Here is an 18,890-nt window from a genome sequence, read left to right on the forward strand (position 1 = left end):
CCCGGCGCCGACGACGCCGCGCCGCAGCCTAAAAGCCGTCGCGGCCTGATCGTCGGCATCGTCGTGGGCATCATCGCCATCATCGTCGCCGCGGTGATCGCCGCATCGTTCTTCCTCGGCCAGCCCACCACCGTGGCATACGGCCAGGACGACCCCGTGCCCGTCTCGCTGACCACGCGCATCCGGCCGCAGGGCGTCGGCGGCACGCCGCTCACCACCTATACCGTCTCCCTCGTCAAGCCCGATGCCACCGGCGACGAGGCCGATCTCTCGTCTGCCGCCACCACGCCCTACAAGATCCGCGTCGACGGCGACGGCGGCTTCAGCATGGCCGACTTCGGCGACGTGCCCGACAGCAGCTATACGCTCGTCATCGTCGACGAGAGCGATGACGGCGGCGACATTCCGCGTGAGCTGCCCGTCGACTACGGCGAGGACAACCCCGAGGCCGCCGACGAGATCGTCGTCGCGCCGCCCGCCGATGAGGATTCCGATGGGGATTCCGATGAACAACCCCCGAGCGCCTACGAGCTGTACTGGGACAAGTGCCAAGAGTATCTCGATGCCTATGGCGAGCCGAACTGGATCAGCGCAAAGGATGGGTCGTATATGATGACCGGCCTTTGCGTCGCACAGCTCATCGATTTCGACGGCGATGGCACCGAGGAGCTCGCGCTTGTCTACAACACGCTCGACGACTTCGTGCCCAACACCGTCAACGGCTATCTCGACCAGCAGATGGATGGGTTTATCGTCGAAATCTGGGCATACCGCGACGGCCAGATCGAGCTCGTCTACAACGAGGCCGGCAGCCTGGAGACCGCCAACGGCGGCACCACCTGGTTTACCGTATACAGCAAGGACGGCGAGGTTCCGGCCATGCGCACCGACGTCTTCAACGCCTCGACCATCGAGGGGGCGTCGAACATGAACAGCGAGACCACCACGTACTACGAGTACGACGGCTCTACCTTCGCCCCTGCGCTCACGCTCGATTACCTCATATCGGAAGGGGGCGTGCAGACCTACATCGACGGAAAGCCGTCGGCGCCCGATGACGCGACAGCCGCCGCCGAGCCCTACAGCACGCGCGTCGTTCAGCAGGTGCTCTACTCGCTTTCCATGGGCGGCGGCTCGCTCGACGGGGACTTCGATGCGGTGCGCGCCGCCACGCAGGCAACGCTCGACACCCTTGAGCAGGCCGCCTCGGGAGAGGACGTCGAGACGCCTGCCGAACCGTCCTATTCGATCGAAATCCATGAGGAGGCAGCACCACTCGCCAGCTCGCAGGGTGCAGGCGCCGAGTTCACCACGGATGTCATCTGGCGCTACTCCCAGATCGTCGTCAGCGGCGGCGAGGCCCCGGCGGGCATCGCCAAGATCAACGATGCCCTGCGCACGATGGTCGAGGACGCGCGCACCTTGGCAGAGGCCTGGACGATCGAGTCCGGCGACATACAGGACCAGGGATATACCGCCGACATCGTGTCGATCGAAGACGGCATCGTGTCCGTGCGCACGGACACCTACGGATTCGCAGGCGGCGCGCACGGCACGGAGTTCATCAAGGGCATCTTCTATGACCTGGAAACCGGCGAGGAGCTTTCGGCACCTGAGGCCCTGGGCATCGACGATGCCGAGCTGAAAAACCTCGCCGCCGACGGCATCCGGGCGTTTTTCTCGCGCGCGCCGAGCGACCTGCTCACCACGGACGCCGACGTTGAGGATGCCATCGCATCCATCACGCAAAACGCCGAGAGCTGGCGCTACTACCGCTGCGAGGACGGCATTGCGTTCGTGACGATCGAAGGCGAGCTCGGCTCCGTCGCATTCGGCAGCCACGAGATCGTCATCCAGGGCGCAGACGGCGTATCGGTGGGCAGCGAGACCGATTTCGGGACGTCGCTCGCCTGATCGGAGACGCTTCGGGCAGGAGCGAACCGTTCGTTTTCGCGCCGGTGGTCACGCGTGCACGTTTACTGTCAGATTGAACCTCCCAGGCCCCTCGGAAGCGCCCGATTCGGGCCCCTCCGAGGGGCCATTGCGTAGCCTGCCGGAAACCGGATGTCCGCCGCGCATCGTTTCCGCAGGATTCGTCTCACCCGAAACGGCAGCAGGCGCCCCGAAGGGACGTCCGCCTTGCAGGAATCGTCCTCTCGTGACCACAACGCGCATCACGAACGAGCAAGGCCGCCCAAAAGGCGGCCTTGTCATCATTTGGACGTCGTCTTTTTCGTCGTCGACTTCTTCTTCGTCGTCTTGGCGGCCGTCTTCTTGGCGCCAGACCCCTTGCGCGCGCCCGCGCGGCCGCGGGTCGTCTTCTTCTCCTTGCTGGGGCAATCCATGTTCACGCAGATGCGCCAAGGACCGCGAGCCGTCTGGACCACGACGATGGGCGCGCCGCAGTGCTCGCAGACCTCACCGGTCGCCTCGAGCTTGCCGCGACCGGGCAGCGGATAGGAGACGCCGCACTCCTCGTAGTTGGTGCAGCGGATAAAGCGCTTGCCGCTGCGCTCGGACTTGTGCGCGATGAGGTCGCCGTGGCGCCCCGCCTCGGCGCACACCGAGCACTCCCCCACCTTGAGGTCGGGCTCGTAGTTGGTGGGGCATTTGGGGTTGACGCAGACCTCGTAGGCCTTCTGCCGAAACGGCTGGCACTTGATGCGTGGCGCGCCGCACTCGGGACAAACGGCCGCCTCGCCCTCGAGCGGGCTCACGCGCACGCCGGAGGGGACCGGATAGGTCACGTCGCAGTCCGGCCAGCCCATGCAGCCGATGAAGCTGCCGCGGGTCTTGGCGCTCGTCTTCATGACGAGGTCCTTGCCGCACTTGGGGCAGGTGCCGACCTTGGCGTCAGCGGTCACGGCGTCCGAGATGGCCTCGCCCAGGTCGTCCTTGTGCTCGATCAGCGCGTCGAGCATGCCGGCGAGCAGCGCACGCGAATGGTAGACCACCTGCTCTTGGGTATCGGTGCCCTCGGCCACGTGCGTCATGTCCTCTTCGAGCTCGCTCGTCATATCCGGCGTGGTGATGCGCGGCGCGAACTCGTGCAGGGCGTCGATGATGGCCATGCCCAGCTGGCTCGGCTCGATGGGGCCGCTCGGCGTGCCCTTGAAGTACTTCACCGCGTACAGGCGCTCGATGATGCTCGCGCGCGTGGACTTGGTGCCGAGGCCGCGCTTCTCCATCTCCTGAACGAGCTTGCCCTGGGAATAGCGCGCCGGCGGCTCGGTCTGCTTGGCCTCGAGCTGCATGTCGCGCACGTCGACGGTTTCGCCGGTCTCGAGCGCCGGCAGCTGCTCGTCCTTCTTGAGGCCGAAGGGGTACACGGCGCGAAAGCCCGGCACCTTGAGTACGTCGCCGGAAGCCACGAAGGGCTCGCCCGCGACGTCGATCTCGATCTTGGTGCCCTCGATGACGGCGGGGTCGGACAGCGTCGCCAGGAAGCGGCGGGCGATGAGGTTGTAGAGCTTCCACTGCGCGGGCTCGAGCTTTGTGGGGTCGGCCGCCGCCGTGGGATAGATGGGCGGATGGTCGGTCGTCTCGGTCTTGCCGCGCGTGGCGGTGAGCTTCTCGCGGGACAGCAGCTCGCGGCAGGCGGGCGCGTACTGCGGGACGGACGAGATGGCCTTCACGGTGGCGCGCAGGTCGAGCGAGCGCGGGTAGACGGTGTTGTCCACGCGCGGGTAGGAGATGAGGCCGTCCATGTAGAGGGACTCGGCGATGCGCATGGTGCGCGCGGGGCTGATGCCCTCGGCGGCGGCGGCCGCCTGCAGCGAGGTGGTGTTGAACGGCGTGGGCGGGCGCTGGGTGCGGCTCTTCTTCACGACTTCGGTGACCGTGCCGGTCGTCGCGTTCTCTACGTGGGAAAACGCCGTAGCTGCCGCGGCCTGGTCGGTGAAGCGTCCCTGCGCGTGGGAGATCTTGAAGGCCTCCTCGTCGCCGGCGCCTGCGGGACGCGCCTCGCCGGAGATGATCCAGTAGTCCTCGGGGACGAAGGCCAGACGCTCGCGCTCGCGCTCCACCACGAGCGCCAGGGTCGGCGTCTGCACGCGGCCGGCAGAGCGCACGTTGCCGAAGCCGCCGAACTTGGCCATGGTGAGGTAGCGCGTGAGCGCCGCGCCCCAGATGAGGTCGATGTACTGGCGGGACTCGCCGGCGTCGGCCAGGTTCTGGTCGAGCTCCACGAGGTTGGTGAAGGCATGGTCGATCTCGGCCTTGGTGAAGGCGGAGTAGCGAGCACGCGACACGGGCACGTCGGGCGCCACGTCGCGCACCATGGCCAGGGCGTCCGAGCCGATGAGCTCGCCCTCGCGGTCGAAGTCGGTGCCGATCACGACGGAGTCCGCCTTCTTAGCGAGGTTCTTGAGCGCGCGGATGATCTCCTTCTCGGCGGGCAGCTTCTCGATGGGCGCCCACACGAGATAGGGCAGGCTCGGCACCTTCCATCCCTTGATATCGATGCCGTCCTTGAGGAAGGGCTTGCGCTTGGACTCGTAGGGCGGGCGAGCCAGGCCGTCGGGCACGTCGGCGGGCAGCATCTCGCCCTCCTGGCTCACGGCATACCAGCCGAGCTTCTTGTCAAACTTGAGCTCGGTGGGAAAATCGGGCGCCAGGATGTGGCCGCGCAGACCGATGGTGACCCACTCCTCGCCATCCACGGTGAAGCGGTAGACGGGCGTGTTGTAGACCTTGTCGGCCTTCGGTTTTCCGACGCTGCACAGCAGACGCGCAATCTGCTGGGCGGCGTCGTTCTTCTCGGTGATGACGAGCTTCAAGGCGGCTCCTTACGTATATATGTGCGTCCGCGCGGCGTGCACGGACGGCAAAGTCGTGTACCGCAACGTACCACAAGTGAGCCGCGAGCGCGAATTATTCGCAATGTGCAACGAAGCCGCGCGCCCCGTGGAGCATGACGTCTGACGCATCTTCTCGGCAGCGTGGGCCGGGCCGCACCGTCCCTATTTCCCCATCTGCGCGGCGAGCCACGTCACCCATTCGTCCATGCCGGTGCCGCGTGCCGCGCTGATGGAGAAGCGCGGCGCTGCGGGATTCAGGTCGTCGAGCACGCGCGCGTAGCCAGCCATATCGAAATCGAAGGCAGGGGCGACGTCGATCTTGTTGAGCAGCAGCGCACCGGCATGCTGGAAGATACCCGGGTATTTGAGAGGCTTGTCGTCGCCCTCGGGGACGGACAGGATCATGACGGCGAGGTTCTCGCCCAGATCGAAATCGACGGGGCACACGAGGTTGCCCACGTTCTCGATGAAGATCACGTCGATCGCGTCGAGGCCCACGCCGGCGTCGAGGGCGTCGATTGCCTGCGAGATCATGTTGCCCTCCAGGTGGCACAGGCCGCCCGTGTTGATCTGGATGGCCGGCATGCCGGCCTGCTTCATCTTGACGGCGTCCACGTCGCTCGCGATGTCGCCCTCGATGACAGCGCAGCGCAGGCCGAAGCGGTCACGCAGCAGCTCGTTGGTGGCGAGGATGGTCGAGCTCTTGCCCGAACCGGGGCTCGACAGCACGTTGATCACGTAGGTTCCCGTGCGCGCGAAGCGCTCGCGCAGCTCGGCGGCCAGGCGCTCGTTGCGCGACAGGATCGAGCTGCCGATCTCGATCGTCTTTTCTGCCATAAGGTCCTCCACTCCGCAACGCGTTGCCGACAAGTTTGCACCTGGCACCATCTTGTCGCGCCAGGTGCAACCTTGTCGCTCAGGCGCCATCTTCGATCTCCATCGACACGATGTCCATCTCGCGCCCCGTGATAAGCACGGTGTCGGCGCTCCCGCACGCAGGACAGCGCAGATGGAAGCGGTCGTGCTCGAACTCCTCGCCGCAGTCGAGGCACACGCTGCTCGGATGCACGTAGGCGACCTCCATCGTCGCCTCGACGCACAGCGGGTCGTCCTCGCGCAGCACGTCCCAGGCGAATTCCATGGTCTCGGGATTGACCTCGGCCATGTCGCCGATGCGCAGCGAAACGGAAACGACGCGCGAAGCCCCCGCCTCGCGCGCCGTCTTGCCTACCGTCTCGAGTATGCCGGAAACCAGGCCCAGCTCATGCATGGTCGCTAGTCATCGTCCTCGTCGTCGGACAAAAACGACAGGCGGCTCTCCGTCAGGCCCTTCTTGCCCTCGCGCGCCACGATCACGAAGCGCGTGATGGCAAGCGCGATCTCGTAGAGCGACAGCATCGCCGCATACATGAAGATGAGCGTCACGGGGCTCGCATCCGGCGTGATGGAGGCGGACACCACGAGCATGATCACGTAGATGTAGCGCCAGGCGGCACGGAAGCTCGCGTAGGGCACGATGTGGAACACGGCGAGGTAGAACACGATGAGCGGCAGCTCGAAGGCCACGCCGAAGCCGATCATGAGCAGAAGCTCGATGTTGATGTAGTCCTCGAGGTTCGGGGCGATCTGGCCGATCGTCAACGACTCGCCGATGAGCCACTCAAAGCCCGCGGGGATGATCACGAAGTAGCTGAACAGCGCACCGAGGAAAAACAGGCCGACGGCGGCGAGCACCGTGGGCACGACCCACTTGCGCTCGTTGGGCTTGAGCGCCGGCAGGAAAAACGCCAGGATCTGCCAGACGATCATGGGCGTGCACATGACGATCGCCACCTTGATGGCGATGTTGAAGCGCAGCGCGAAACCGCCCAGCGAGGTGAAGATGTAGAAGTCCGTGCCCTCGGGAAGCTTCGGCAGGATGGGGTCCTTCAGGATGTCGACGAGCACCGGGGTGGCGAAATACATGACCACGGTCGCGATGAGCACCGACACGATGATGATGGTCAGGCGGCGGCGCAGCTCGCCGATATGGTCCATGAGCGGCATGCGCGCGGGTCCGATGGGCATTACTGCTCACCCCCTTCCGCATCGACGGCAACCGAGGCCTCATCGGTCTTGGCAGCGCGATGCTTGCGCGGGCGGCGCGCGTAGAGATCCTCGGTCGTGATCTCGACGGGCTCGTCGTCCTGAGGCTCGGCGGAAGCTTCGGCGGCGGCGGGCTCGGACGCCACGGCGGGCTCGGAAGCTGCCTGCTCGGCGCTTGCCTCGGACGCAGCCTCAACCGGCTGCTGCTCGCCCTCGGCGTCCGCGGCCTCGGCGGCCTCCTTCTGCGCCTTCTCGGCGGCCAGACGCGCACGGCGCTCGGCGAAGGTCTCCTTGCGGCGAGGCGCGGCCGGGGCGGCTTCGCCCTCGGCGATATCGGCATCCTCGTCGTCGACGGCGATATCCGCATCCTCGTCGTCAGCGGCCGCGACGCCCTTCTTGGGCGCGTTCGCGGCTGCGGCCATGGGATCGACGACCTCGGTCTGGACGACGTTGGTCAGCTTCTCCTGCGTCTCGCGGAACTGACGCAGGGCGCGCCCGATCGTGCGGCCCATCTGGGGCAGCTTGTCGGGGCCAAAGAGCAGAAAGGCGAACACGAGGATGATCACCAGCTCTGTTCCGCCGATACTTGGCACGGGTACCTCCCGAAGATCACAAAAAGCGGGCCCGGCGGTCAGCCGGGCGCATACGGTCTATGCACAACTGCAGAAGTATACCGCGCAGGAGCGCGCGCGGGCGCGCCCTGCGCGAAATGCGCATGCAATCGCTGGCGGCGCCTGCGCGGCGCCCGATTCTATGCTGCGGTGATACCGATCTCGGCGTCGACCCCAAGAAGCTGCGCCACGCGCATCACGTTGGGCTGTGCGTTGATGACCTCGAAGCCCTTCTGGCGCTCAGCGGCGTGGTGCGCCGCGCCGACAAGCACGCCGATGCCCGTCGAGTCGATGTAGGACACGTTGGCAAAGTCGAGCGTGAGCTTGGAGGTCGGCTGCTCAAGGGCAAGGTCGATGATGTCGCGCAGGGCGTCGACGTTGGAGATGTCGACCTCGCCCGCCACCGACACGAGGTAGCGCTCGGGCGTAGGCGTTGTAGTGATACCGAGTTCCATAACGGGGCTCTCCTTATTCGTTCGCGTGCCGCATCCGCGGCGTCTGTGAGCGCACCCGCGCAGGCGCGCTCCTAGGCGCGCTGCTCGCGGGCAAGCTCGGCAGATACCAGTTTGACAGCCAACACGAGCACGTCAAGCGCCGCCGCGAGCTCGTCCACACTCGGATAGGTCGGGGCGATGCGGATGTTGGTGTCGTGCGGGTCGTTGCCGCCGGGCCACGTGGCACCGGCCGGCGTCAGCTTGACACCCATCTCGGCGCACAGGGCGCCCACGCGCTTGGCCGAGCCTTCGGGTCCGTCAAGCGACACGAAGTAGCCGCCGTGCGGGTGGGACCAGGTGCCGCAGCCCGTTCCGGCAAGCCCCACCTCGAGCTTCTCCTCGACGCACGCGAAGCGAGGACGCAGGAACTCGGCATGCTTGCGCATGTGCTCGCGCACCGCGTCGAGCGTCGGCAAGAAGCGCGTATGCATGAGCTGGTTGAGCTTGTTGGCGCTGATGAGTCCCACCTTGAGGGTGCTGGCGACCTCGGCGACGTTGGCCGGGCTCGAGCCGAAAAACGCGATGCCCGCGCCCGGGAACGTGATCTTGGAGGTGGAGGCGACACCCAGGATGCGGTCCTCGTTGCCGGCCTCGCGCGCGTAGTCGAACACGTTGGCGAGCTGATCGGGCGTGTCGGTGAAGTCGTGCACGGCGTAGGCGTTATCCCACACGATGCGGAAGTCCGGCGCGGCCTTCATGGTCGCCAGGCGGCGCACCGTCTCGTCGGAATAGGTGACGCCGGTGGGGTTGGAGTACTTGGGAACGCAGAACATGCCCTTGATGGAGTCATCGGCCGCGCACAGGCGCTCGACCTCGTCCATGTCCGGACCGGTCTCGGTCATGCGCACCGGGACGTTCTCGATGCCTAAGTCCTGCGTGATGCCGAAGTGACGGTCGTAGCCGGGCGCGGGGCACAGGAACTTGACGTGCTCGAGCTTGCTCCACGGGGTGTAGCCGGGCACGCCCTTCTCCCAGTAGTGGATGAGGACGGACTGCATGATGTTCAGGCTCGACGAGCCAAGCACGATGGTCTGCTCGGCCGGCACGCCGAGAAACTCGCCGGCCAGGCGGCGCGCCGACGGGATGCCCTCGAAGCAACCGTAGTTGGAGCAGTCGACACCCTCGTCGGTGAGGTCCGCGTCGCTGTTCAGCAGGTCGAGCATGGGGCGCGAGATGTCGACCTGACCGGGCGACGGCTTGCCGCGCGCCATATCGAGCGCGAGATGCTTCGCCTTGACGGCCTCGACCTGCGCGGTGAGGTCGGCGATGGCGGCATCGAGCTCCTCTGTTTCCATCTGCTGGTAGATCGTTTGCATAGCGGCCCTCTTCCCTTCAAGCGATGCGCGGCGTTTTCGCAGCATAGAGGCGATTGCCGGCGCTTCGCGTATCCACATGCTGCATAAGTATACCCATGCGTGTGTTTCGACTGTGTATCCGCGCGTTGGGTTTTTCGAACCGGGATGCCACGACGGCGCCAAGGCGCCCGCGCCGCCGAAATGACGGGTGCGGCCGCGCGCAATCCGCTAGACTGGTCATCTGAACGCGAACGCATGCGAAGGAGGATGTGCCGTCATGAGACTCGGATCGTTTCAGGCAGAGGAATTCGGCGACCTGCAGCGCCTGGTGGACGGCATGTTCGTCGGACGCGAGACCGTCGACCGGCTTGACCTCGTAGTCCAGGCGGAGATCTTGGACCTTGCGCCCGACCTGATGGAGATCGTGGGGCTGCTGCCTCCGGGCGCCTACGATCGGCGGCGCCTGTGCGACCAGCTCAACTCGGCGCTCGCCGCCCACGGATGGGGCAGCACCTACGGGACCGTCGAGTAGGCGAGCTCATCCCATCTCCGACGACGACTCTTTTGGGAGCAATCATGGACGAAGATCGACAGCGCGAAATCGAGGAGGCCGTCCAGGCGGCCGACGAGGCGCTCGAGCACCTGTATCGCGCACGCGACCTCCTGCATTCGGCGCGCAACTGGGGCGCGTTCGACATCTTTGCCGGCGGGTTCATCTCGTCGCTCGTAAAACGCGGCAAGATGAGCGACGCCCAGGACGAACTCGACGACGCGCGCGGCGCCCTCGCCCGCCTATCGCGCGAGCTGCGCGACATCGACGGCATCGGCGGTCTCGACCTTGCCGGTGGCGGGCTTTCATTTGCCGCGGACGTCTTTTTCGACAACGCGTTTTTCGACCTGTACGTCCAAGGGCAGATCGATGACGCCCGCTACCACGTCAACCGGGCCATCAAGCAGGTCGAGGACGTTCGCGGCCAGCTGCTGGCCGCCAGCTAGACAGCGCGCGGTGCTATCGAGCTGGCGGTGGAGCCACCTCCTTGGCAGCCCAGCTCACGAAGTGTGTGTTTCATTTCGAATCTGGCAGATAGCCCGATGGGGCACGCGCGCTGTACCTGCGCATCTTCCAAGCAGAAGCGCGCCTTTACTCGGACATTCCAAAACGAAGCACTCACTTCGTGAACCCCGTTGTTGGTACATATGTTTTATATGTACCAGATATTGTTATACAGTATCCGTCCGGTGAGAAAACCCCACCGGGCGGATACCATCCCCCTGCAGGAAACAGATTGCCGAGCAGCGCCGGCGTGTCCGCCAAGCCGCTATCACCTCTGCGCCGCAGTCCCCTTGTCTCGGCATGCCAGCGCCATGAACGCCAGGCCGATCACCGCCGCCGAAACCGATCCGGCCAGGATGGCCGTCTTTGCGGCCAGCAGCTCGGCGGGGATCTCGGTGAACGCGAGGCCGGCAATCAAGATGGACATCGTGAAACCGATGCCGCCCAGAATGCCCATGCCGACGATATGCGGCCAGCGGACGCCTGCGGGCAGCTCGGCAAGATGGGCCTTCACCATGATGAAGGTCATGCCCGCGATACCGATGGGCTTGCCGAGCAGCATGCCGAAGTACACGCCGAGGGCGACGGGATCGAACAGCAGCGTCGCCGGCTCCACACCCACCAGTCGCACCTGCGCGTTGACGAAGGCGAAGATGGGCAGGATCACGAAGTTCACGGGCGTGGAGATGGCGTGCTCCAAGCGCTGCAGCGGCGGCGTCACGCGATGCATGACGCGCTCGACGCCCGCGACCGCGTGCGTGAAGCGGTGCTGGCCCAGAATATGCATATCGTCGTCGAAGCGGTCATCGAGCTCGGGGAGCTTGGCCTGCAGCCACTCCACCAGACCGCCCGCGTCGATGTCCGAGCGCGCCGGGATGGTGAACGCCAAGATCACGCCGGCGAGCGTGGCATGCACGCCCGACTGGTACAGGCAGAACCACAGCACCAGGCCGAGCAGCATATAGGGCGCCAGACGGAAGTGCCGACGTACATTGAGCAGAACAAGCAGACCCGTCACGACCGCGGCGGCACCGAGCCAGAACATGCTCGGCGCATGCCCGTAGAACAGGGCGATCGCCACGATGGCGAGCAGGTCGTCGGCGATAGCGAGCGTCGAGAAGAACACCTTGAGGGCGGCGGGCACGCGGTTGCCCAAAAGCGACATCACGCCCAGGGCAAAGGCGATGTCGGTCGCCATCGGAATCGCCCAGCCGTAGACCGCTCCCCCGCGGTTCACGAACGCGTAGATCGACGCCGGCACGATGACGCCGCCCACCGCGGCGAGCATGGGCAGCATCGCCTGACGCGGCTTCCGCAGCTGCCCGACGGTCATCTCGTATTTGAGCTCGGTGCCGACGAGCAAAAAGAAGATCGCCATGAGGAAGTCGTTGACGAACAGCTCGAAGCTGAACGAGAACTCCCACCCGGCGATGCCGATCGACACCGGCAGGGCGAACCACTCGTGCAGCGCATAGTACGCATCGGTGTTCGCGCAGATCACCGCGGCGACGGCGGCGAGGATCATCACGCAGGCGGAGATGGTGCCGTTGGAGGCGATTCGGTCGAGCACGCTGCGGCGCTCGATGCGCAGGCGCTGCTCATCGCTCATGAGCGGCACCGGTATGCTCGGAGCATCCAGGGCAAGCGCCTTGCGCTCGACCGCCTTGGCCGTCCGCTGGTTGTGCATGCGCTTACGCTTTGTCATGTCAGCTCCGATCCTTTCTGCACCAAGCGTCCTTCTCACAAAACCGCGGGCGCCGCATCCGACGTCCCGCGGTTCGTAATAAATTATTATTGACTCTCAAGCCCTCATGCGGCAGTTCTTTGGGAACGCGCGGCAAAAGCGGGCAAGCGATCTGTAGGCTCCGGGGAAGCCCCGAATACAGCATCCCCTACCCGTGATAAAAACCCACCGATTTAATAGGCGATAACATGGAACATCCACGGGTCGTGCGCAGGTTCTGCACAGGGCGTTTCACAACAGCGCCCGGCGCTCGCGGGCCCATCGCCACGCCCCCCTCCGCTTTGTTGACGGCGCGACCACAGCACATTGACGGGCCGGCTTCGGCGGGGTATCCTTCACGTCAGAGTACGCAGCGCGTACGAAGGGGCGCACCACCTCGGGTGCGGTGTCCCTTCGTGCGCGCTTTTTTGTTGGCTCGACGCCCCGCTCTTGCAGCGGAGGCGCGGTGGCCGCGGGTGCGTGCTCTTGGCTGGCGACGATTCCGTAACGAGAGGAGGTCCCATGGCACGGGTGAACGGCAAGGAGGATCCGTCGGTCGACGGCCTTACGCTGGCGCAGCTGCTCGACCGGATGGACTTTGAGGGCACGCGCGTGGCGTGCGAGCTCAACGGCGACATCGTGCCGCGCGCGCAGTTTGCCGAACGCACGCTGCGCGCCGACGATGCGCTGGAGATCGTACGGTTTGTGGGAGGCGGCTGATGGACGAGGGCAGCGTGCGCGCCGGAGCGGCAGACCCCCTTGCGGCGCGCATCGGAACGGCGGCGCGCGAGCGCCTGCGCGCGGCCTGCGTAGGCATCGCCGGCGCCGGCGGGCTGGGGTCGAACATCGCGGTCATGCTGGCGCGCAGCGGCATCGGCGCCCTGCGCATCGTGGACTTCGACGCGGTCGATGCGAGCAACCTCAACCGCCAGCATTACTTCCGGCAGCACGTGGGCATGCCCAAGGTCGAGGCGCTAGCCGATCAACTGCGCGCCATCGACCCGAAGATCGTCGTGGACGCCCGGTGCGAACGCGTGACGGCGGCCAACGCACGCGCGCTCTTTGCCGGCTGCCCCCTTGTATGCGAGGCGTTCGACGCCCCGGAGGCCAAGGCGCTCCTGGTCGAGGAGCTTCTCGCCCAGCCTGACGGCCCGGTGGTCATCGCCGGCAACGGCATGGCGGGCCTGGGGCCGGCGGCGGAAATCGTCACACGCCGGATGGGCCGACGGCTTTACCTCTGCGGCGATGGAAGGTCGGACGTGGGCGCGGGCCAGGTGCTCTACGCGCCGCGCGTGGCGCTGTGCGCCGCCCAGCAGGCGCTTCTCGCCCTGCGCCTCATCATGGAAGAGGAAGCACCGGAGGGCTAGGGCGCGTTCCCTCGTCCCTATCGCACGTAACGCAACGACCCTCTGCGCCCCGTCCCAGCGATGGAACAGGCGCGGCAAGGGTCCCAGAAAAGAGAGGAGCATCATCAATGTCAGATCATACGCAAACCGCCTGCCAGGCCCCGGAGGCGGATACCTGGCTGCTGGGCGGCAAGGAGTTCAGCTCGCGCTTCATCCTGGGTTCGGGCAAGTTCAGGCTGGACCTGGTCCGCGCGGCCGTCGAGGACGCCGGCGCCGAGATCGTGACCTTGGCCGTGCGGCGCGCCAACACCGGCCAGGAAGGCAACATCCTGGACGCCATCCCGGACGGCGTGACCCTGCTGCCCAACACGTCGGGCGCCCGCACCGCCAAGGAAGCCGTGCGCATCGCCCGCCTGGCGCGCGAGCTGGGTTGCGGCGACCTCGTCAAGGTGGAGGTCATCCGCGACACCAAATACCTGCTGCCGGATAACGCCGAGACCGTCCGCGCCACCGAGCTCCTCGCCGACGAGGGCTTCACCGTGCTGCCCTACATGTACCCCGACCTCAACGTGGCGCGCGATCTGGTCTCCGCCGGCGCCGCCGCGGTCATGCCGCTAGGCGCGCCCATCGGGTCCAACAAGGGCCTAGTCACACGGGATTTCATCCGCATCCTCATCGAGGAGATCGATCTGCCGGTGATCGTGGACGCCGGGATCGGCCGGCCGTCGCAGGCGTGCGAAGCCATGGAGATGGGCGCCACGGCGGTCATGGCCAACACGGCAGTGGCCACCGCCGGAGACATCCGCCTTATGGCTCGCGCCTTCGGCCAAGCGGTGGAGGCCGGTCGCGCAGCGTACCGGGCCGGCCTGGGCCGCGTGCTGGACACAGGCGAGGCGTCGTCCCCGCTGACCGGTTTTCTTGAGGAAGAGGGGCGGTAGCCATGGCGGACAAGACCGAGCAGGGCGAGAAGGACGCATCGGGCACCGTTCCCGAAAACGCCGCCGCGGCCCTGGCCGCCGGCGACCTCACCACGGCCGACCTTCCGCGCGAAGCGGTGGGCACGCGCGCGTACCGCCTCGCACTGCTGTCCCAGGAGGCGCTCGACGCGGCCATTCACACGGATCGCGCCCTCGATCCGCTCACGTTCCTGCCGGACATGGACGTGCTGGGCGGCGGCATGTTCGACCGGGTGCTCGATGCCGCCGAGACGTACGATCCGAGCGCCGTGACCGACGCCGACGTACGCCGCGTGCTGGCCGAGAACACGGTGGGGCCGGAGGACTTCGGCGTGCTTCTCGCCCCCGCAGCAGAACCGTATCTGGAGCAGATGGCCGTACGCGCCCAGCGCGAGCGCGCGCGGTGGTTTGGCACCAACGTGCAGTTCTTCACGCCCCTCTACATCGCCAACTACTGCGAGAACCGCTGCGTGTACTGCGGTTTCAACTGCGCAAGCGACATCCGCCGCGCGCAGCTGAACGAGGCCGAGATCATAGCGGAGCTCGACGCCGTCGCGGCCACGGGCCAGGAGGAGATCCTGCTGCTCACCGGCGAGGACCCGCAGCGCAGCAGCGTGGACTATATCGCACGCGCCTGCGAGCTCGCGGCGGAGCGCTTCCGCACGGTGGGCGTGGAGGTCTACCCCGCCAACGTGGCGGACTACGCGCGCCTGCGCGCCGCCGGCGTCGACTACGTCACCGTGTTCCAAGAGACCTACGATCCCGTGCGCTACGGCAAGCTCCATCTGCGCGGCCGCAAGCGCATCATGCCGTACCGCTTCGAGGCGCAGGAGCGCGCGCTGCGCGGCGGCATGCGCGGCGTGGCGTTTGCGCCGCTGCTGGGCCTAGCCGACTTCCGCCGCGATGCCCTGGCCTGCGGCCTGCACGCATGGGAGATCCAGCGCGCCTACCCCGCGGCCGAGATCAGCTTCTCGTGCCCGCGCATGCGCCCGGCCAAGGGCGGTGTCGTTCCGCATGCGCCGCACGTGAGCGAGCGCCAGCTCATGCAGGTCATCTGCGCGTACCGCATCTTCATGCCGTTTGCGGGACTCACGGTGTCCTCGCGCGAAAGCGCGCGGTTCCGTGACCACGCGGCCGTCATCACGGCCACCAAGGTATCGGCAGGCGTGTCGACGGGCGTGGGCGAGCACACCCACCAGGCCGACGAGGGCGACGATCAGTTTGAGATAGCGGACACCCGCGACCTCCCCACCATGTGCGCCGCCATGCGACGGATGGGTCTGGAGCCGGTGATGAACGACCACGTGCTGGTGTAGCCGCCGCGCCCGCCCGCAGGCGATGCGCCGATCAACGAAAACTCAGAGAGGAGCGCCATGGTTGACGAGCATATCGTATCCGGTCGATCAATGGAGGTGAGGGCCGTCGGTGCCGCGGGGACGACCGGGGCGGCCAGTCCTGCCGCCATGCAGACGTCCGCCCCGGCTGCCGCCGGCGCTGGAACGGCACCCGCTGGCGCACCGAGCCTTGCCGTGCTCTTCTCATCCGGACAATTCGCTCGCGTGGCGATAACGGATCGGCTCAACTGCACACGCCCGCTTCCCGATCAGGTGGAGCGGCTGGCCGGCAAGGTCGACGCACTGGTCCTGCGCGAGAAGGACCTGGCGCCAGACGCCTACGAGCGCTTGGCGCGCGACGTGCGCGCAGCCTGCGAGCGCGCGCACGTCGCCTTCATCGCCCACTCCTTTGTCGAGCCCGCCCGGCGCGCGGGCGCTCGGAGCCTGCACCTGCCGCTGCCCGTGCTGGCGCGCACGGGCCGCCCGGCGGGCTTTGAGCTGGTGGGCACCAACGTTCACGAGCTGGACGAGGTCGTCGGCGCGGAGGCCCTGGGCGCAGACTACCTCATTGCCAGCCCTGTCTTCGCCCCGTCGTGCAAGCCGCTGCCCGGGCGCGGCCTGGATTTCCTCAACGCGGTTATCGCCCGGGCCCATGTTCCGGTGCTCGGACTGGGCGGCGTCACCGACACCACCGAGCAACAGATCCGCCAGACCAAGGCCGCAGGAGCCTGCCGCATGTCGGGCTACATGCGCCTCTGACGAGGCTTATGCAGGAGGCCGCCTGCATGCGGAGCTATCGCCGCGGCATACGCGATCGGCACGCATCGTTATTCTCAATGTAAACAGGGTATGACCCGCCGATTGCCGTTCAAAGAGGGCGAAGCGACCCTTGGAAAGAGGACGGCAGGCGCGGGCGCTTCATCGGGGATCTCGAATTGATGCCGGCCCCGGGAATAAGGCTGGATTCGCCGCCGGCGGTCGCAGGGGCGCCCAGCTTGTCTTCCGGCACCGTTGCGCGCAGCCGGAAGACAATGCCCGGCACCGCATCACGCGGCGTCGGGCATTGAAGAGACAGCTTGCGATCAGGCTACTCGGCGGCGGCGAGGATCGGCGCGGCCACCTGCTTCTTGCGGGAGAGCACGCCGGGCATCCACACGCCCTCGGGCACGTCGTCGATGCCGAGACCCTTCTGGGCGACATCGGTCTTGCCCTCGAAGAGCACCTGGGAGCCCTCCTCCATGATGTCGGTCAGGCACAGCACGATGCCGTCGGCGCCCTTGGAGACCTGGTAGGCGCGCATGGCCTCGCGGATCTCGGGGATCATGCCGAGCGCACGGGTCTTGTCGACGGTCTCGTACTGGCCGATGAGCAGCTTGTCGGCGCCGACCTCGAACTGCTTGATGTCGTTGCCGACCATCTGCTCGGCCGTGAAGGAGCCGGACGGACGGGTGAGGAAGACCTCCATGCCGAACTTGACCGGGTCGACGCCGAGCTGCTCGCCGAGGCGGGCGGCGACAGCGCGGTCGACATCGGTCGTGGTGGGGCTCTTGAGCATGAGGGTGTCGGTCATCATGGCCGAAAGCAGAAGCTTCGCCTGGATATCGGTAGGCTGCTGGCCGAGCACGTCGAACAGCTTGGCGACGATGCAGCAGGAGGAGCCCCAGGGCAGGGCGACGATGTGCAGCGGCGCAGCGGTGGTGAAGCCGCCGAAGCGATGGTGATCGACCACGCCGACGATCTGCGCGCCCTCGAGCCCGGCGACGGACTGGCCGGCCTCGTTGTGGTCGGTGAGGACAACCTGCTGGCCCTCCTCGACGGACTCGAGCAGGCGGGGCTCGGCAACGCCGGCGTCAGCCAGCAGCTTGGCGGACTCGGCCGGCAGCGGGCCCAGGCAGCAGGCCTCGTAGGTATCGCCGTTGTAGCTGACCTGATTCAGCAGCTGGGTGAGGACCACGGCGCTCATGATGGCGTCGTTGTCGGGATTCTGGTGTCCGAAGACAAGCACGTTGCTCATGGAAATCCTCCAAGGTGCGAAGTGGTTTGCAAACATACCTATCCTAGCACGGCACACCGCCGATGGAATCGAAGCGACAAGTCGGTGCCGGGTTCAACCTTGCGAGTTGGTGCCGGGCGACAAGATGGTGCCAGGTTCAAACGTGTCGCAACATTGTGCCTCCGGGTTTGTCTCACGAAGCGTCCTCTATCTGAGACAAACCCGTGGGCACAATTTCTCGGCCACGGAACAGCCATGGGAACGGGCGCCCCGCGTCAGTTGAAGGTGTTCACCCGGCGCCATTCGCGCGGACACAGTCCGAAGGAACCCTTGAAGGCGCGCGAAAAATGCAGCTGGTTGGGATAGCCCACCGCCCGACCGACCTCGCCCACGGACAGGGCGGTCAGCTTGAGCAGCTGCGCCGCCTTGGTCATGCGGTAGTCGATGAGGTACTGCTGCGGCGACTTGTCGGTGGCGCTCTTGAAGATCTTGCCGAAGTAGCTGCGGTTGAGTCCGGTCTGGCGTGCGACGTCCTCCACGGTGATCCCGTTTTGGTAGTTCTGCTCGATATAGGTCATGGCCTCGCGGATATAGAGGTCCTGCAGCTTGTTCGTCGTCATGGAGCGCTGCGTGAGCACCGAGCGCAGCAAGTAGTCCAAAAACAGGTAGGTGTGCCCTATGAGCTGAAACGCCGAGGCGTCCTGATGGTCCACCAAAAACCGCATCTCCTGCTCCATGGCGTCGCGCAGCTCGACTTTATCGGTGCGATACACCGGCGAGGACTCGGCAAGCCCCACAAGCGACAGCGACTCCTTGACGCGGATCCCGTCGAACTCCACCCAGATGTACTCCCAGGGATCGTCCATATCCGCATAGTAAGTATTCGTCTGGCCGGGGAAGATCATGAAGCCCTCCCCCTGTCCCAAACGATACGTCGTCTGCTTGCCCGTCTCGTCCGTGGCGACGAGCGTGCCGGAGCCGGCGATGATGTAGTGGAACAGGTAGTGGCTCCTGCGAAACGGGCCGAACGCATGCCCCGGCGTGCACACCTCGCGCCCGTACTGATAGGGCATGAGGTCGATGTACTTTCCCCTGGAAAACGTCGAGGAGACGATCTCGTGTGCCGGCATGGACAACCTCCGAAACCCGAATTATCGCAATGTGCCGCTTCGATGTGCGCGTATGTGCAACCTGATATTA

17 protein-coding genes and 1 pseudogene are annotated in these 18,890 nt (G+C 66.2%); 8 read left to right on the forward strand and 10 right to left on the reverse strand.

The window, feature by feature from the left end:
• Positions 1-1,914, forward strand: a pseudogene (locus tag QUW00_RS07040) (hypothetical protein); the annotation flags it as partial.
• A 299-nt stretch (positions 1,915-2,213) separates the two neighbouring features.
• On the opposite strand, the gene QUW00_RS07045 reads toward QUW00_RS07040, so the two are convergent.
• From QUW00_RS07045 to QUW00_RS07075, 7 genes are all read right to left on the reverse strand, one after another.
• The gene (locus tag QUW00_RS07045) at positions 2,214-4,778 is read right to left on the reverse strand and encodes a DNA topoisomerase I (RefSeq protein ID WP_289613679.1); all 2,565 of its coding nucleotides are present in this window, start codon (positions 4,776-4,778) and stop codon (positions 2,214-2,216) included.
• 183 nt (positions 4,779-4,961) lie between these two features.
• A complete protein-coding gene (hypB, locus tag QUW00_RS07050; protein WP_289613680.1) occupies positions 4,962-5,636 on the reverse strand; it encodes a hydrogenase nickel incorporation protein HypB in 675 nt (224 codons plus the stop codon).
• 79 nt (positions 5,637-5,715) lie between these two features.
• The gene (locus QUW00_RS07055; RefSeq protein ID WP_289613681.1) at positions 5,716-6,069 is read right to left on the reverse strand and encodes a hydrogenase maturation nickel metallochaperone HypA; all 354 of its coding nucleotides are present in this window, start codon (positions 6,067-6,069) and stop codon (positions 5,716-5,718) included.
• Between the two features lie 5 nt (positions 6,070-6,074).
• Positions 6,075-6,866 carry a twin-arginine translocase subunit TatC gene (tatC, locus tag QUW00_RS07060; RefSeq protein WP_289613682.1) on the reverse strand — a complete coding sequence of 264 codons (792 nt, stop codon included), beginning with the start codon at positions 6,864-6,866 and terminating at the stop codon, positions 6,075-6,077.
• Positions 6,866-7,477 carry a twin-arginine translocase TatA/TatE family subunit gene (locus QUW00_RS07065; RefSeq protein ID WP_289613683.1) on the reverse strand — a complete coding sequence of 204 codons (612 nt, stop codon included), beginning with the start codon at positions 7,475-7,477 and terminating at the stop codon, positions 6,866-6,868. Before QUW00_RS07065 ends, tatC begins: the two co-directional genes overlap by 1 nt.
• 158 nt (positions 7,478-7,635) lie before the next feature.
• Positions 7,636-7,950: an STAS domain-containing protein gene (locus QUW00_RS07070; RefSeq protein ID WP_289613684.1), complete on the reverse strand. Its 315-nt coding sequence runs from the start codon at positions 7,948-7,950 to the stop codon at positions 7,636-7,638.
• A 71-nt stretch (positions 7,951-8,021) separates the two neighbouring features.
• Positions 8,022-9,305, reverse strand: a complete 1,284-nt coding sequence (locus QUW00_RS07075) for an aminotransferase class I/II-fold pyridoxal phosphate-dependent enzyme (RefSeq protein WP_289613685.1) — start codon at positions 9,303-9,305, stop codon at positions 8,022-8,024.
• Positions 9,306-9,561: 256 nt separating this feature from the next.
• On the opposite strand from QUW00_RS07075, the gene QUW00_RS07080 reads away from it, so the two are divergent.
• Positions 9,562-9,816 (forward strand): hypothetical protein, encoded by a 255-nt coding sequence (locus QUW00_RS07080; RefSeq protein ID WP_289613686.1) that lies wholly within the window; start codon positions 9,562-9,564, stop codon positions 9,814-9,816.
• Positions 9,817-9,860: 44 nt separating this feature from the next.
• Positions 9,861-10,280 (forward strand): hypothetical protein, encoded by a 420-nt coding sequence (locus tag QUW00_RS07085; protein ID WP_289613687.1) that lies wholly within the window; start codon positions 9,861-9,863, stop codon positions 10,278-10,280.
• A 326-nt stretch (positions 10,281-10,606) separates the two neighbouring features.
• Here the strand turns inward: QUW00_RS07085 and nhaA are convergent, their stop codons facing one another.
• Positions 10,607-12,043 (reverse strand): Na+/H+ antiporter NhaA, encoded by a 1,437-nt coding sequence (gene nhaA, locus QUW00_RS07090; RefSeq protein WP_436232160.1) that lies wholly within the window; start codon positions 12,041-12,043, stop codon positions 10,607-10,609.
• A gap of 540 nt (positions 12,044-12,583) precedes the next feature.
• Between nhaA and thiS the strand changes: the two genes are divergently transcribed.
• From thiS to QUW00_RS07115, 5 genes are all read left to right on the forward strand, one after another.
• A complete protein-coding gene (gene thiS / locus QUW00_RS07095; RefSeq protein WP_066828748.1) occupies positions 12,584-12,781 on the forward strand; it encodes a sulfur carrier protein ThiS in 198 nt (65 codons plus the stop codon).
• Positions 12,781-13,428 (forward strand): sulfur carrier protein ThiS adenylyltransferase ThiF, encoded by a 648-nt coding sequence (gene thiF / locus QUW00_RS07100; protein WP_289613688.1) that lies wholly within the window; start codon positions 12,781-12,783, stop codon positions 13,426-13,428. The genes thiS and thiF overlap by 1 nt, the downstream gene beginning before the upstream one ends.
• Positions 13,429-13,535: 107 nt before the next feature.
• Positions 13,536-14,345 (forward strand): thiazole synthase, encoded by an 810-nt coding sequence (locus QUW00_RS07105; protein WP_204618583.1) that lies wholly within the window; start codon positions 13,536-13,538, stop codon positions 14,343-14,345.
• A 2-nt stretch (positions 14,346-14,347) separates the two neighbouring features.
• Complete coding sequence (gene thiH, locus QUW00_RS07110) at positions 14,348-15,679, forward strand: 2-iminoacetate synthase ThiH (RefSeq protein WP_289613689.1); 1,332 nt, start codon at positions 14,348-14,350, stop codon at positions 15,677-15,679.
• Positions 15,680-15,736: 57 nt separating this feature from the next.
• The gene (locus tag QUW00_RS07115; protein ID WP_289613690.1) at positions 15,737-16,456 is read left to right on the forward strand and encodes a thiamine phosphate synthase; all 720 of its coding nucleotides are present in this window, start codon (positions 15,737-15,739) and stop codon (positions 16,454-16,456) included.
• A gap of 328 nt (positions 16,457-16,784) precedes the next feature.
• Here QUW00_RS07115 and QUW00_RS07120 read toward each other — a convergent pair whose 3' ends face one another.
• Both QUW00_RS07120 and QUW00_RS07125 read right to left on the reverse strand, forming a co-directional pair.
• Entirely contained in the window at positions 16,785-17,711 is a 927-nt protein-coding gene (locus QUW00_RS07120; RefSeq protein WP_289613691.1) for a DHH family phosphoesterase, read from the reverse strand.
• Positions 17,712-17,965: 254 nt separating this feature from the next.
• Positions 17,966-18,820, reverse strand: coding sequence for an AraC family transcriptional regulator (locus tag QUW00_RS07125; protein WP_289613692.1), 855 nt, complete (start codon positions 18,818-18,820; stop codon positions 17,966-17,968).
• Between the last annotated feature and the right edge of the window lie 70 nt (positions 18,821-18,890).

The sequence above is a fragment of the Collinsella tanakaei genome (assembly GCF_030373545.1).
GTDB classification, from domain to species: Bacteria; Actinomycetota; Coriobacteriia; order Coriobacteriales; family Coriobacteriaceae; genus Collinsella; species Collinsella tanakaei_C.

Excerpts from the sequence above, each read along its gene's own strand:
- thiS (WP_066828748.1), top strand. The coding sequence starts at position 12,584 with ATGGCACGGGTGAACGGCAAGGAGGATCCGTCGGTCGACGGCCTTACG.
- QUW00_RS07120 (WP_289613691.1), bottom strand. The coding sequence starts at position 17,711 with ATGAGCAACGTGCTTGTCTTCGGACACCAGAATCCCGACAACGACGCC.
- QUW00_RS07105 (WP_204618583.1), top strand. The coding sequence starts at position 13,536 with ATGTCAGATCATACGCAAACCGCCTGCCAGGCCCCGGAGGCGGATACC.
- thiH (WP_289613689.1), top strand. The coding sequence starts at position 14,348 with ATGGCGGACAAGACCGAGCAGGGCGAGAAGGACGCATCGGGCACCGTT.
- tatC (WP_289613682.1), bottom strand. The coding sequence starts at position 6,866 with ATGCCCATCGGACCCGCGCGCATGCCGCTCATGGACCATATCGGCGAG.
- QUW00_RS07085 (WP_289613687.1), top strand. The coding sequence starts at position 9,861 with ATGGACGAAGATCGACAGCGCGAAATCGAGGAGGCCGTCCAGGCGGCC.
- QUW00_RS07055 (WP_289613681.1), bottom strand. The coding sequence starts at position 6,069 with ATGCATGAGCTGGGCCTGGTTTCCGGCATACTCGAGACGGTAGGCAAG.
- QUW00_RS07070 (WP_289613684.1), bottom strand. The coding sequence starts at position 7,950 with ATGGAACTCGGTATCACTACAACGCCTACGCCCGAGCGCTACCTCGTG.
- nhaA (WP_436232160.1), bottom strand. The coding sequence starts at position 12,043 with ATGACAAAGCGTAAGCGCATGCACAACCAGCGGACGGCCAAGGCGGTC.
- QUW00_RS07075 (WP_289613685.1), bottom strand. The coding sequence starts at position 9,305 with ATGCAAACGATCTACCAGCAGATGGAAACAGAGGAGCTCGATGCCGCC.
- hypB (WP_289613680.1), bottom strand. The coding sequence starts at position 5,636 with ATGGCAGAAAAGACGATCGAGATCGGCAGCTCGATCCTGTCGCGCAAC.
- QUW00_RS07125 (WP_289613692.1), bottom strand. The coding sequence starts at position 18,820 with ATGCCGGCACACGAGATCGTCTCCTCGACGTTTTCCAGGGGAAAGTAC.
- thiF (WP_289613688.1), top strand. The coding sequence starts at position 12,781 with ATGGACGAGGGCAGCGTGCGCGCCGGAGCGGCAGACCCCCTTGCGGCG.
- QUW00_RS07080 (WP_289613686.1), top strand. The coding sequence starts at position 9,562 with ATGAGACTCGGATCGTTTCAGGCAGAGGAATTCGGCGACCTGCAGCGC.
- QUW00_RS07115 (WP_289613690.1), top strand. The coding sequence starts at position 15,737 with ATGGTTGACGAGCATATCGTATCCGGTCGATCAATGGAGGTGAGGGCC.